This is a genomic window from Actinoplanes sp. CA-051413 (assembly GCF_050955795.1).
Classification (GTDB): Bacteria; Actinomycetota; Actinomycetes; order Mycobacteriales; family Micromonosporaceae; genus Actinoplanes.
This window is the reverse complement of record NZ_CP192100.1, coordinates 8,118,232-8,130,858: the sequence shown is the minus strand read 5'-3', so window position 1 is coordinate 8,130,858 and position 12,627 is coordinate 8,118,232. Positions and strand designations below refer to the sequence as shown.

Below are 12,627 nucleotides of genomic sequence, written 5' to 3'. Positions count from 1 at the left end.
CTCGTGTCGGCGACCAGGCGCCCCTTGCCGATCACCACCACGTGGTCCGCGGTCAGCGCCATCTCGGTCATGAGGTGGGAGGAGACGAAGACTGTGCGGCCCCGCGCGGCCAGGTCGCGCAGCAAGCCGCGGACCCAGCGGATTCCCTCGGTGTCCAGGCCGTTCAGCGGCTCGTCGAGGATGAGCGTGTGCGGGTCGCCCAGGAGTGCGGTCGCGATGCCCAGCCGCTGCTCCATGCCGAGGGAGAACCGGCCGGCGCGGCGTTTGGCGATGTCGGCCAGACCGACCGCCTCGATCACGTCGAGCACCCGCGCTCGCGGCAGGCCGTTGGACTGCGCCAGGGCGAGCAGGTGGTGGTACGGGCTGCGCGCCGGATGCACAGCTCGCGCGTCCAGCAGCGCCCCGACCTCCCGCAGCGGCGTGCGATGGGCCGCGTACGGCTTCCCGTTGACCGTCACCGAGCCGCGGGTCGGCCGGTCCAGCCCCAGCATCATGCGCATCGTCGTGGACTTGCCGGCGCCGTTGGGCCCCAGGAAACCCGTGACGACGCCCGGCCGCACCGTGAAGGTCAGGTCCTCCACCGCACATTTGGCGCCGTACCGCTTGGTCAGGCCCTTTGCCTCGATCATGATGGCTCCTTCCGTGGTCGCCTCCCAGGTTTCCGGCACGACGGTTCCGCGTCAGTGGGGTGTGCGCGCTGCCGAGGGTGGGGTTTTCCCCACCCCACGCCCGCGGTTTTCCGGATGGTCAGGCCGGTCCCCGATCCCTACCGTCGACGGCGTGGACATCCGCTTCTTCCCGACGGACCGCGTGACGACCGGGCGATCGATCTGCCATCTTCTGGTCGGCGCCGCGCTGTCGATGCTGGCTGCCGGCCTGTTCGGGCTGCTGGTGACCCTGTGGGGTGCCGCGCTGCTCAGCCTCGTCACCGGGCCGGCCGGCGGCGCGTTCCTCGTCGTCCTCTACGTCGTCGCAGTGCTGGCCTTGCCTCTGGTCTTCGCCTGGTTCGTGCACGAGGTCGCCGTGCTGCACCGGTTGCGGTTCCGCCGGCTGCTGGAGATCACCATCCCCGAGCCGGCCTGGACGCTGCGCAGCACGGGACGCCAGCTGATGTATCACGCCTGGGCGTTGCTGATCGCCGTCCCGGCGACTGTGCTGATCGTTGCTCCGCCCGCGGCCCGGCGGTTCGTGCGCCACGATCGGCAGACCGCCGACCGCCTGCTCGGCCCCACCAACGTCGAGATCCTCAAGCAGCGGGTGGACTGGCTGCGCAGCAGCCGGGCGGCGATCGTCCTCGCCACCGATGAGGAACGCCGGCGCATCGAACGGGATCTGCACGACGGCGCCCAGCAGCGGTTGCTGTCCCTGGCGCTGAATCTCGGCATGGCCCGGGAGGCGATCACGGCACCCTCACCCGAGGCCGATGCGATCGTGGCGGCGCACGACGAGGCGCTCACAGCGCTCAGCGAGCTACGGCAGTTCGTGCGGGGTCTGCACCCGGCTGTGCTCAACGATCGTGGTCTGGACGCCGCCATCTCCGGACTGGCCGCCCGGGCCAAGATTCCGATCCACGTCTCCGTGCAGGTGCAGCCGCGCTGCCCGGCGTCGATCGAGGCGGTCGCCTACTTCGTCGTCTCGGAGGCTCTGACGAATGTGGCCAAGCACTCCGCAGCACTGACCGCCTCCGTGACATTGACTCGCCGAGGGAGCGAATTGCATATCAAGGTCGCTGACGAGGGCCGTGGTGGCGCCGCCGCGAAGCCCGGTGGTGGGATAGCGGGACTCATCCAACGAACCGCGTCCGTCGACGGGCAGCTCTCCTTGAGCAGCCCGGTCGGTGGGCCGACCGTCCTCAAGGTGGTTCTGCCGTGCGGCTGATCCTTGCGGAGGATTCGGTGCTGCTGCGCGCCGGACTGACGAAATTGCTCAGCGACGGTGGCTTCGACGTGCTGGCCGCCGTGGGCGACGGCGAGGAGCTGCTCCGTGCGGTTGCCGAGCACGAGCCCGAGGTGGTGGTCGTCGACGTCCGGATGCCGCCCACCCATACCGATGAGGGCATCCGCGCAGCTCTGACGATCCGCCACCGATATCCGAAGATCGCCATTCTGGTGTTGTCGCAGTACGTCGAGGAGCGGTACGCCAACGATCTGCTGTCGGCGGCTACGAGTTCGGTCGGTTACCTACTCAAGGACAGGGTTGCCCGGGTCCGTGACTTTCTTGACGCGCTGCGCCGGATCGCCGAGGGCGGCACAGCCCTGGACCCCGAGGTGGTCGCCCAGCTCATGGTGCGCCGCCGGCCGGACTTCCGGGAGCGGCTCACGCCACGCGAGCTGGAGGTGCTGCGGTTGATGGCCGAGGGGCGTTCCAACAACGGCATCGTCGACTCGCTGGGTGTCAGTCACAGTGCGGTCGAGAAGTACGTCAGCAACATCTTCGCGAAGCTCGACCTGCCGCCGACCGACACCGACCACCGCCGCGTCCTGGCGGTGCTCAAGTACCTCGGCGATGGCTAGGATCCGCCGATGATCACACTCATCGCTCGGGCCGCCACCGACGACTGGGAGGCGGTGGACGAGCTGGAGCAGATCGCCAAGGCCGACCCGGCGGTCCTGCGCCCGCATCTGCGGGAGCTGTTGGATTGCGGGCTGCTCTGGCCCTCTGTTCTCTTCGCGGCGGCGGATGAAGAGACGGTGGATGAGGTCATCACCCGGATCAACCGTGGTGACGAGCGTCTCGGCCACCTCCTGCTGATCTTGTCCGAGGTCCGGAGCGCGCCGGCGGCGGCCGCGTTACGGCGGTGGCAGGAAAGTCCACCGCCGGGGATGGACCGGCTGCACGTCGACGCCTTGGCGTACGCGCGCCAGGGCGGCTGGGACCTCCGCCCGGACGGTACGAACCACGAGCTTTACGGCCCGATCGCCTACGAGCTCCACATGGTGGACACGCCGGAGGCTGACGGCGACAAGGTAGAAGCGCAGGCAGAGACAGAGACGGAGACCGACGGCGACAGGGTCTGTCCGTGGTGTGCGTCGCCGATCTGGACAGTCCTTGATCTTGATACGGCGGATCCGGACGTCGCCCGGGCGCTCGCGCACACCGGCTGGTCGGGCCGGCTGCGCGTCACCACCTGCTTCCTCTGCACCAACTACACGACGCTGTTCACCGACGTCACCCCTGACGGCGGCGCGGTATGGTCGGCTTGCAACGAGCGCCCTGACTATCTCCGCACCTCCGCGGAGGAGCCGCCCCCGGTGCTCCCCGAGCTGGGCCCGATCCGCGCGAGCCCGCGGCTGGCCAGCGCCTGGAGCGAGGGTGGCTCGACGCTCGGTGGCGCCCCGGACTGGATCCAGGACGCGGAGTATCCGCAGTGCCCGAGCTGTGCCGCGACCATGGACTACGTCGGCCTGGTGAGCGGCGCCGACCTGGGCTGGGGAGAGGGGGCGGACTACATCTTCCTGCACGCCAGCTGCCGCATCGCAGCCGTCACCTACCAACAGAGCTAACCGGCCCGGTGATCGAGACCGGAAACGCTGCGGCGCCTAACGCGACGACACTTGCGCGCCTAACGCGACGACGCCGCGACGCCGCGACGCCGCGACGCCGCGACGCCGCGACGCCGCGACGCCGCAGCGCCTAACGCGACGACGCTTGCGCGCCTAACGCGACGACGTGGTCTCGCTGAGCTCGAGTTCCTCATCCCGGCTCTCCGGCCGAACCGGCGGCTGCCTGCGCAGCTTCGCCGTCGCCTCAGCCTTGGCCAACGCCACCGGGAAGCTCCGGGTAGCCCGCCAGAGCTTCACGATCAACAGCAACTCGAAGCCCACCAGCAGCGTCCCGGCCACCACCGAGGTGGCGATGACCTGACCGGTCAGCGGGCCGATGATGAACACGGTCATCTCGAACTCGATGCCGCTGAACAGGTGAGTCCGGATCCGGCGCTGCAGCAGCGCCTCACGGAAGCGGGCACGTGGGCCCTGCGGCGGAATCGCCGTACCCGTGATCGGCTCTTGCGGCACCGGGCCGCGGGCCTCTTCCAGCATGTCCCGCATGCTCTGCCGGGTCTTCGCCATCTGCTGCGAGTTCAGGTAGCGGAACAGGTCCAGGAACGTCACCACGACCAGCGTCCACAGGAATGCCACGTGGCCGGTTCGTGCGTACTGGCCGCCGAACAGGGCCGCCGCGCACATGAAGACCCGGAGGCGGTCGAACATGAAGTCGAACCAGGCTCCGAACAGGGATCCTGTTCCGTTGAGCCGGGCCACCTTCCCGTCCATGCAGTCGACCACGAAGCTCAGGTGGAACAGCACGGCACCGGCGATCAGCCACCAGCGGTCCTGGGCCAGGAAGCAGGCCGCCGATCCCACTCCCAGCAGCATCGCCACCACGGTCAGCAGGTTCGGGGTGATCCACCGGTAGGGCGCGACCAGGCGGACCAGCCTGGCCGCGAGCGGATCGACGAGCAGGACGGTCCACCACGCGTCACGGACCTTGTAGGTCTGTTCGCGGATGTCCTGCAGAGAAGAGCGACGCACCATAACCGGTATCAACGGTCCGGGCCCGGAGCGGAAACTACTTTTGCCCGATTTGTGACGAGACGGTGTCCTGGGTTATCCACAGTCGCGTCAATGACAGGTTACAAGCCCCACGGTGCACGGTACGGTCCGTTCATGGTCGACGGTCGATATCGGACCGGCCGGACGGCAGCCGATGACGGCCCCGACGGTCCGCCTTCCGCGGTGGCCGCGGACCGGCCTCCGGACAGCCCGCTCGCCGATCCGGCGGCTGTCCACTTCGATGACGAGGAGCGTCCCGCCCGGGCTCTGACCGGTCGCATCGGCATCGCCGTCGCGGTTGTCGCCTTCGCCGCCGCGCTGCTTGTGCTCTGGCAGGTGTTCCGGCCGCTCGCCCAGGGCAGCCAGTTCTATCTGATCATCTTCCTTGCCGGCACCCTGCCACTCGTCTTCCTCGTCTACCGCTCCGGCTTCCCGCCCAGAAAGAAAAACGAGCCCGATCTCGAGGCGGACCAGCCCGATCTCAAGACGATCAAGCCAAAACGCCGCGACCTACCGTCTCCCCTCGACTGGGCGCTCGCCGCCATCACCCTCCTGGTCTGCCTGTACCCGGTGAACCCCTTCGGCGGCGGCTACAACGAGTTCCTCAACCGCCAAGGCCTCCTGGAAACCCCCGACGTCATCGCCGGCGCCGTCATGCTCGTGCTCGTCGTCGAAGCCTGCCGCCGTACCACCGGGCTTGCCTTGCCCATTGTCTGCCTGGCCTTCCTGGCCTACGGCTATTACGGCGGCCTGCTCCCGCAGAACTGGTCAATCGCACACTCCGGGCTGGACTTCGCCCAGATCGTCGACGCGCTCTACAACTCCGGCAGCGGCTTCTACGGCACCCCGCTCGACGTGGCCGCCACCTACATCGTGCTGTTCACCATCTACGGTGCCGTGCTTGATCTGTCCGGGGCGAGCCGTTTCTTCGTCGACCTGTCCGTCGCGGCCTTCCGCAAGTCGCGCAGCGCCGCCGGGCGTACGGCAGTCGCCGCCGGCTTCCTGCTCGGCACCGTTTCCGGGTCCGGCACCGCGACCGCCGTCAGCGTCGGCGCCGTCACCTGGCCGATGTTGCGCCGGGCCGGCTATCCGGCCGAGCAGGCCGGCGGCATGCTGGCCGCCGCCGGCGTCGGGGCGATCCTCTCCCCGCCGACCCTGGGCGCCGCCGCTTTTATCGTGGCCGAGTACCTCGACGTCTCCTACCTGACCGTGCTCGGCTGGGCGATGATCCCGACCGTCCTCTACTACCTGGGCATTCTGCTCGCGGTCGAGATCGACGTGCGGCGCTTCCAGGTACGGCCGATCGATGCTCCGGCGACCAGCGCGTGGCGGCTGCTGGGACGCTTCGGCTACCACTTCTCGTCGCTCGTGCTCATCGTGCTCCTGCTCGCCGTCGGGCAGAGCGCCACCCGAGCCGTGGTCTATGCGACGTTGCTGGCCGCGGTGCTCTCCTTCCTGGACCGGCGTGCCTGGCTCACCCCGCGACGGCTCTTCGCCGCGCTGTCGGCCGGTGTCCGTGGTGTGCTGCCGGTCGTCGCGGTCTGCGCCGCGGCCGGCATCATCACGGCGACCACCACCAAGACCGGTCTCGGCGCTCAGCTCGCGTCTCTGCTGATCGACGGCGCCCGGGCGGTCAGCGACAACCCGACCGTGGTGCTCGCGCTGACGGTTGTGCTGGCGGCGATCGCGCTGGCGGTTCTCGGTCTGGCCGTGCCGGTCACGGCCAGCTTCATCATCGGCTGGGTGATCATCGGGCCGGCCCTGCTCGGGCTCGGCGTCTCGGCGCCCGCCGCCGCGATGTTCGTCTTCTACTACTCCGTGCTCTCCGAGGTCACCCCGCCGACGGCCCTCGCAGCGGTCGGTGCCAGCGCGATCACCGGCGGCCGCACCGTGCCCACGATGTGGCAGGCGCTGAAGTACGCGCTGCCCGCCTTCCTGGCCCCGATCGCCTTTGTGCTCACCGATCCCGGCGAATACCTGCTGGCCCGCGGGCCGGTCACCGGCGTCGTCTGGGCCACGGTCGTTGCCGCCTTCGCGGTCGTCGGCCTGGCCGTCGCCACCGGGGGCTGGGTGCCCGGCATCGGGGCGGCCGGGCCGGCCAGCCGCGTCCTCGGCGGAGTCGCCGGCCTGCTCCTGCTCTACCTGGCGCCGCTGACCATCGCGGCCGGCGCCGTCGCGCTCGCACTGGCTGCGGGAATCGCCATCATCCATCGAACGGGGAGGACCACGTTATGAGGAAGGCATTCGCACTGGCCGCGGCCGGCACGCTCACCGCGGCCGCGCTGACCGGCTGCGGCGGCAAGCAGGACGCGGCCACGGTCGACGCCGGCGGCGACGTGACCTGCAATGTCGCCAACGACACCCGGATCGGCATCGCGACCGGCAACGCGACGGGCGTCTACTTCGCCCTCGGCAACGCCTACGCCGAGCAGATCGCCGCGACGGGCGGCAAGGTCAAGGCGACGGCGGCGGAGACCGGCGCCTCGGTGCAGAACATCCAGCAGCTCGTCGCGGGCGAGTTCGACGTCGCGTTCTCGCTGGCCGACAGCGCGGCCGACGCGGTCAACGGCACCAACAGTTTCACCTCGAAGCAGCCGATCCAGGCGCTGGCCCGCATCCACACCAACTACACCCAGGTGATCGTGCGCAAGGCCGCGGGCATCAAGGACGTGGCGGGCATGAAGGGCAAGCGGGTCTCGACCGGCTCGCCCAAGTCCGGCACGGAGGTCATCGCCAAGCGGGTGCTGACCGCGGCGGGCCTCAACCCGGACAAGGACGTCCAGGCCCAGCGGCTGGACCTGGTCAAGACCGTCGACGGCATGAAGGACGGCTCGATCGACGCGCTGTTCTGGTCCGGTGGCCTGCCCACCCCGGGCATCACCGACCTGCTGACCACGTCGGCGGACCAGGTCGAGTTCCTGGACATCACCGGACTGCTGCCGGAGCTCAAGAAGATCAACCCGGTCTACGAGACCGGAACGATCCCGGCGACCACCTACAAGACCGCGGCGGACGTGCCGACCATCGTCGTGCCGAACTTCCTGCTGGTCCGGGAGAACCTCGACGCCAACGTGGCCTGCGTGCTGACGAAGACGCTCTTCGACCGCAAACCGCAGCTCGAGCAGGCGAACGCGGCGGCCAAGCAGATCACCCTGGAGCAGGCCCGCAAGACCGACCCGGTGGTCCTGCACCGCGGCGCGGTCGCGGCCCTGGACGGGCTCAACGCGCCGAAGTAGGCCCGGAGCGAAACCGAAGATCAAGAGCTGGATCTCGTGCGTGGGTGCATGGCGCTGACCGTCGCTCATTGCTGGACCATGGATGCCGTCCGGCCCGTCAGGGCCGGGCGGCATCTGGGTTCGTCAGGCCATCGCCCACCGTTGCTGCCCCCGGTGTGAGGGCTTGCGGGAGTGTCAGCGAGGTCTGGCGGTCCGGGGACGTCCTGACTGGCGACAGGGCTACTGCGCCGTTGAGCGCCCTCAATTGAGCGTCCGGCAGTGACGGTCCCCGGGACCACCAGATGCTTGTTCCTACTGGATTTGAGCAGCAGGAGAAGCAGCTATGAGTGTGCCTGAGCCTGGTCCGGCGGCGCGAGTGGTGTTCGCTGGTGTCGACTGGGCGGAAAACAATCACCTCGGGTGTCTGATCGACGCCGACGGCGTGGTCATCGAGCGGGTCACGATCAGCCATGACAAGGCCGGGATCGCCTCGCTGATCACGGTGTTGACCGGTGCGCAGGTCAGCGGGGTCGGGATCGAACGCGGCGACGGGCCACTGGTGTCAGCGCTGCTGACGGCGGGTCTGACGGTGTTCGTGATCGCACCGTCGCAGGTCAAAGCCCTGCGCGGCCGGTATGGCTCGGCCGGGAACAAGGACGACCGGTTTGATGCGTTCGTGCTGGCCGATGTGGTGCGCACCGACCGGCGCCGCCTCACACCCCTGGTCCCCGACCGGGCCGACACGAGCACGGTGCGGGCGTTGGTGCGTGCCCGCAAGGACCTGGTCGGGCATCGGATCGCGGTGGCCAATCAGCTGCGGGCGCATCTGCTGACGGTGCTGCCCGCCGTGGTCGGGTTGTTCGCCGAGCTGGACGCGCCGGTATCGCGGGCGTTTCTGGCCGACTTCGGCACCCAGGACGCTGTGGACGCCCTCACCGAAGACCACCTCGCGGGATGGTTGCGGGGGCGGCGTTACACCCGCAAACCCGCCGCCGTGCTGCTGCAGCAGCTCCGCAGCGCTGTCCCGGGTGTCACCGGCCCGGCCGGGCAGGCCCTGGCCGGGATCACCCGCGCCTACCTGGCCGCCCTGGACGCGGTCATGGCCCAGATCGACGCCCTCGAACAGCAGATCGCTGTGGCACTCGCTGCGCATCCCGACGCGGCGATTTTCACGTCTCTGCCGCGGGCCGGGACGGTGCGCGCGGCCCGGCTGCTGGCCGAGATCGGTGACTGCCGGGCCCGGTTCCCGACCGCGGCCGCCCTGGCCGGGCTGGCCGGGGTCACCCCGTCAACGCGGCAGTCGGGTCACACGCGCATCGTGGCGTTCCGCTGGGCCGTCGACAAACAACTGCGCGACGCGGTCTGTGACTTCGCCGGCGACAGCCGCCGCGACAATGCTTGGGCCGCACACCTGTATGCCCAGGCCCGCGCCCGAGGGAAGAACCACAACCACGCCGTCAGGATCCTGGCCCGTGCCTGGCTCACCGTGATCTACCGATGCTGGACCACCCACACCCCCTACCAGCCAGCCCAACATCGCGCCCTGCAAACCCTCCTCGAACAAGATCCACAACCGGTTGGTTGACACAGGGCACTCACGCCGAGGTCGGGCCCGGGTGCCCACTCGCCTGGCGGCTCGTGACCGGGCACCCGGACCCTGCCGGCTGCGTGCTCCCCAAAACCCGGGCCGGCTGCCCGGGGCACACGGCGGGCCCGCCGCGGCACCTGACCGTGCGGGAGTGGCCCGGGTAAATGCGTTGAGGGCTCGTTCCGCGATCTTTACTGTGGGAATCACACCGCACGAAGCGACCGGCCGAAGGGGGTTCGAAGATGCTCCGCACCATGAACGGCAAGCGGATGATGCGCCCCGGACCGGGCCGGCGACGCGGCTGACGCTGCGTTCAGCGTGCCGCCCATCCCGGTTCGGGAGGGCGGTTTTTTCATTCCCGGAAACACCAGTGCCGCTAGCTCAACAGGTAGAGCATCCGTCTCTTAAACGGAGGGTTCGGGGTTCGATTCCCCGGCGGCGCACGCGGCAACCGCAGGCGGAGCGTTGGCTGCTCATCCGCCCCTCATAAGGGCGGCCGGCCCGGTTCGACACCGGGGCCTGCGACCACGATCAGAGCTTGCGGCCCACCGCGCCGTAGCCCATCCGGGCCAGGTCCGGGTCCATCTCCGGCGGCGGCTGCTCGTACGGCCACACGTTGACCAGGCCCGGCGGCTCCAGCTCGAAGTCACCGAAGAACGCCTCGATCTCCGCCCTCGGCCGGGGCGTGAACGGTGCGTTGGCGCCCTTGTAGATGGCGCTGATCCGGGCCATGTAGTCCGGCCGGGCGTCGTTGGCCGCGTGTGAGATCGCCAGGAAGCTGCCCGGCGCCAGCGCCTCCCGGTACGCCGCCACCACGTCCTGCGGCTGGTCCTCGTCCGGCATCAGGTGCAGCAGGAACATCATCAGCACCGCCACCGGCTGGTCCAGGTCGAGCAGGCCGCGCAGCTCCGGGTCCTCGAGGATCGTCTTCGGCTCGCGGACGTCACGGCGCAGGATGATCGCGCGTTCCGGGTCGCAGAGCAGGGCCCGGCCGTGGATGCAGACGACGTCGTCGTAGTCGACGTAGGCCACGCGTACCGACGGGTCGATGGCGCGGGCGATCTCGTGCACGTTCTCGGCCGCCGGCAGGCCGGAGCCGAGGTCCAGGATCTGCCGGATGCCACGGCCGCGGACCAGGTGCTCGACCACCCGCTTGATCAGCGCCCGGCCCGAGCGGGCAGCCTCGCGCATCTCCGGCGCCACGGCCAGCACCGCCTCGGCGGCAGCCCGGTCGGCGGCGTAGTTGTCCTTGCCGCCCAGCCAGTAGTCGTACATGCGGGCGGCGTTCGGGACGGTGGCGTCGATTCCGGCGGGCACGGTCACCATCGTCACTATAGGGCCAGTTGCTACGTCGTCGTGCGTAACCAGCCGCCGTCGATGTAGTACGTCGAGCCGACCGTGTAGCTCGCCCGCGGGGAGCACAGGAAGACGAACAGGTCGGCGATCTCGGCCGGGTCCGCGAACCGGCCGATCGGGGCGTTGTCGGTCGCGATCTGCTGCAGGTGCTCCTGCCAGGAGCGGTCCGTGCCGGCGGTCAGCGCCTTCGCGGTCTTCTCCCAGTCCGGCGTCATGACCAGTCCCGGGTTGACCGCGTTGACCCGGATGTTGTCGCCGATCAGCTCGTTGGCCAGGCACTTGGAGAACATCACCAGCGCCGCCTTGGTGACGTTGTAGATCGGCTCGTAGCCCAGCGGCTGGGTCGCGCAGATCGACGCGTTGTGCAGGATCACCCCACCACCGCGGGCTTTCATCAGCGGCGCGAAGAGGCGGGCCAGCCGGACGGCGGCCATCACGTGCAGTTCCCAGTACGCCTGCCAGCGCTCGTCACCCGCGGAGAGGATGGTTTCCTCGCTGCCGGTGCCGGCGTTGTTGATCAGAATGTCGGCGCCGCCGAACTCGTCGACGACCGCGCGCTCCAGCAGAGCCGGGCCATCGAGTCCTCCGACGTCGGCGGCCACCCCGATGACGCGTACCTTGAATTCTTCTCGGAGCTGGTCCACGACGGCCCGCAGCCGCTGCTCGTCGCGGGCGCAGAGGGCCAGGTGAGCGCCCTCGGCCGCGAGGCCGCGGGCGATCGCCAGGCCGATGCCGACCGTGCCGCCGGTGATGACGGCGACCTTGCCGGTGAGCTGTAGGTCCATGCCCTCACGCTCTCACAGAGCGGGAGTTGTTACCTGGCCCTGGCCTCGCGCAGCGGGGCGCCGACCTCGTGCAGGTGCCGCAGCGCCTGCCGGTACGAGTTGATCAAGCTGGTCGACTCGTAGGAGACACCGATCTCGGCGCAGTACGCCTCGACGATCGGCTGCACCTTGCGGAGGTTCGGCGTCGGCATGGCCGGGAAGAGGTGGTGCTCGATCTGGTAGTTCAGGCCGCCCATGGCCGCGTCGGTCAGCCAGCCGCCGGTCACGTTGCGGGAGGTCAGCACCTGCTTGCGCAGGTAGTCCTCGGTGCCGTCCGGGTGCGGCATGCCCTTGTGGTTCGGGGCGAACGTCATGCCCAGGTAGACACCGAACAGCGCCTGGTGCACCAGGAGGAAGGCGACGGCCTGCAGCGGCGAGAGGATCACGAACAGCGCGGTGAGGTAGCAGACCGCGTGGACGATCAGCAGGCCGGCCTCGAGGTTGCGGCGCTTCATGTCGCCGCGGATCAGCGCCTTGACGCTGGAGATCTTCAGGTCGATGCCGAGCAGCGTGAGCAGCGGGAAGAACAGGCCCGCCTGGTGCCGGGTCACGAAACCCTTCAGCCCGCGGCGGCCCCAGGCCGACTTGGTCGCCCAGATCAGCACCTCGGGGGCGACGTCGGGGTCGAGGTCGTCGTGGTTGGGGTTGTTGTGGTGGCGGGTGTGCTTGTCCATCCACCAGCCGTAACTCATGCCCACGCCGATGTTGCCGGCGATCCGGCCGGTGATCTCACCGGGGCGCTTGGTGCGGAAGACCTGCCGGTGGGCGAGGTCGTGCGCCACCAGCGCCACCTGGGTGAAGGCCACCGCGAGGAACACGGCCGTGGCCAGGTTCCACCAGGAGGCGCCGATCAGGAAGAACGCGGTCCAGCCGCCGATGAGCATCAGGGAGACCGCGGTCAGCCTGACGGCGTAGTACGCCGGTTTGCGCTCGAGCAGGCCCGCGCGAGTGACCCGGCGGTTCAACTCGGCGAAGTCACTACCGGCCGTGGAACGCGGCCGCTCCGTCGTTGTCGTCATTCCTTCAGGCTCCGGCACGGGGGCCGAACGGTCAGGAGTGTCAGATCCCCAGCGATGGTGGTGTTAGCACCC

General features: G+C 69.4%; 10 protein-coding genes, 1 tRNA gene and 1 pseudogene. 7 read left to right on the top strand and 5 right to left on the bottom strand.

Annotation, left to right across the window (positions count from 1 at the left end; all coding sequences use genetic code 11):
• Positions 1-5 precede the first annotated feature (5 nt).
• A pseudogene (locus ACQP2Y_RS38305) lies at positions 6-629 on the bottom strand (ABC transporter ATP-binding protein); the annotation flags it as partial.
• Positions 630-780: 151 nt separating this feature from the next.
• Here ACQP2Y_RS38305 and ACQP2Y_RS38300 point away from each other — a divergent pair.
• The 3 genes from ACQP2Y_RS38300 to ACQP2Y_RS38290 are packed head-to-tail and all read left to right on the top strand — an operon-like array spanning position 781 to position 3,503.
• Complete coding sequence (locus ACQP2Y_RS38300) at positions 781-1,878, top strand: sensor histidine kinase (RefSeq protein WP_433721212.1); 1,098 nt, start codon at positions 781-783, stop codon at positions 1,876-1,878.
• On the top strand, positions 1,869-2,513 hold the full coding sequence (locus ACQP2Y_RS38295; RefSeq protein WP_360815530.1) for a response regulator transcription factor: 645 nt from the start codon (positions 1,869-1,871) through the stop codon (positions 2,511-2,513). The genes ACQP2Y_RS38300 and ACQP2Y_RS38295 overlap by 10 nt, the downstream gene beginning before the upstream one ends.
• Positions 2,514-2,522: 9 nt before the next feature.
• Positions 2,523-3,503, top strand: a complete 981-nt coding sequence (locus ACQP2Y_RS38290; RefSeq protein ID WP_433721210.1) for a hypothetical protein — start codon at positions 2,523-2,525, stop codon at positions 3,501-3,503.
• A 153-nt stretch (positions 3,504-3,656) separates the two neighbouring features.
• On the opposite strand, the gene ACQP2Y_RS38285 is transcribed toward ACQP2Y_RS38290, so the two are convergent.
• Positions 3,657-4,535 (bottom strand): CDP-alcohol phosphatidyltransferase family protein, encoded by an 879-nt coding sequence (locus ACQP2Y_RS38285; RefSeq protein ID WP_433721209.1) that lies wholly within the window; start codon positions 4,533-4,535, stop codon positions 3,657-3,659.
• A 132-nt stretch (positions 4,536-4,667) separates the two neighbouring features.
• On the opposite strand from ACQP2Y_RS38285, the gene ACQP2Y_RS38280 reads away from it, so the two are divergent.
• The 4 genes from ACQP2Y_RS38280 to ACQP2Y_RS38265 all read left to right on the top strand — a co-directional run bounded on the left by ACQP2Y_RS38280 (position 4,668) and on the right by ACQP2Y_RS38265 (position 9,799).
• Positions 4,668-6,788, top strand: a complete 2,121-nt coding sequence (locus ACQP2Y_RS38280; RefSeq protein WP_433721207.1) for a TRAP transporter permease — start codon at positions 4,668-4,670, stop codon at positions 6,786-6,788.
• The gene (locus tag ACQP2Y_RS38275; RefSeq protein ID WP_433721205.1) at positions 6,785-7,789 is read left to right on the top strand and encodes a TAXI family TRAP transporter solute-binding subunit; all 1,005 of its coding nucleotides are present in this window, start codon (positions 6,785-6,787) and stop codon (positions 7,787-7,789) included. Before ACQP2Y_RS38280 ends, ACQP2Y_RS38275 begins: the two co-directional genes overlap by 4 nt.
• 322 nt (positions 7,790-8,111) lie before the next feature.
• Positions 8,112-9,353 carry an IS110 family transposase gene (locus ACQP2Y_RS38270; RefSeq protein ID WP_433721203.1) on the top strand — a complete coding sequence of 414 codons (1,242 nt, stop codon included), beginning with the start codon at positions 8,112-8,114 and terminating at the stop codon, positions 9,351-9,353.
• Positions 9,354-9,726: 373 nt separating this feature from the next.
• Positions 9,727-9,799: transfer RNA gene (locus tag ACQP2Y_RS38265), tRNA-Lys, on the top strand.
• An 88-nt stretch (positions 9,800-9,887) separates the two neighbouring features.
• Here ACQP2Y_RS38265 and ACQP2Y_RS38260 read toward each other — a convergent pair.
• The 3 genes from ACQP2Y_RS38260 to ACQP2Y_RS38250 are packed head-to-tail and all read right to left on the bottom strand — an operon-like array spanning position 9,888 to position 12,555.
• Positions 9,888-10,679 (bottom strand): SAM-dependent methyltransferase, encoded by a 792-nt coding sequence (locus ACQP2Y_RS38260; protein ID WP_433721202.1) that lies wholly within the window; start codon positions 10,677-10,679, stop codon positions 9,888-9,890.
• Positions 10,680-10,702: 23 nt separating this feature from the next.
• Positions 10,703-11,497, bottom strand: coding sequence for an SDR family NAD(P)-dependent oxidoreductase (locus ACQP2Y_RS38255; protein WP_433721201.1), 795 nt, complete (start codon positions 11,495-11,497; stop codon positions 10,703-10,705).
• A gap of 29 nt (positions 11,498-11,526) precedes the next feature.
• Entirely contained in the window at positions 11,527-12,555 is a 1,029-nt protein-coding gene (locus ACQP2Y_RS38250; RefSeq protein WP_433721199.1) for a fatty acid desaturase family protein, read from the bottom strand.
• Positions 12,556-12,627: the final 72 nt, after the last annotated feature.

Bases quoted from the DNA above. Each gene is read 5' to 3' on its own strand.
- ACQP2Y_RS38280 (WP_433721207.1), top strand. From the start codon at position 4,668: ATGGTCGACGGTCGATATCGGACCGGCCGGACGGCAGCCGATGACGGC.
- ACQP2Y_RS38270 (WP_433721203.1), top strand. From the start codon at position 8,112: ATGAGTGTGCCTGAGCCTGGTCCGGCGGCGCGAGTGGTGTTCGCTGGT.
- ACQP2Y_RS38250 (WP_433721199.1), bottom strand. From the start codon at position 12,555: ATGACGACAACGACGGAGCGGCCGCGTTCCACGGCCGGTAGTGACTTC.
- ACQP2Y_RS38255 (WP_433721201.1), bottom strand. From the start codon at position 11,497: ATGGACCTACAGCTCACCGGCAAGGTCGCCGTCATCACCGGCGGCACG.
- ACQP2Y_RS38285 (WP_433721209.1), bottom strand. From the start codon at position 4,535: ATGGTGCGTCGCTCTTCTCTGCAGGACATCCGCGAACAGACCTACAAG.
- ACQP2Y_RS38275 (WP_433721205.1), top strand. From the start codon at position 6,785: ATGAGGAAGGCATTCGCACTGGCCGCGGCCGGCACGCTCACCGCGGCC.
- ACQP2Y_RS38290 (WP_433721210.1), top strand. From the start codon at position 2,523: ATGATCACACTCATCGCTCGGGCCGCCACCGACGACTGGGAGGCGGTG.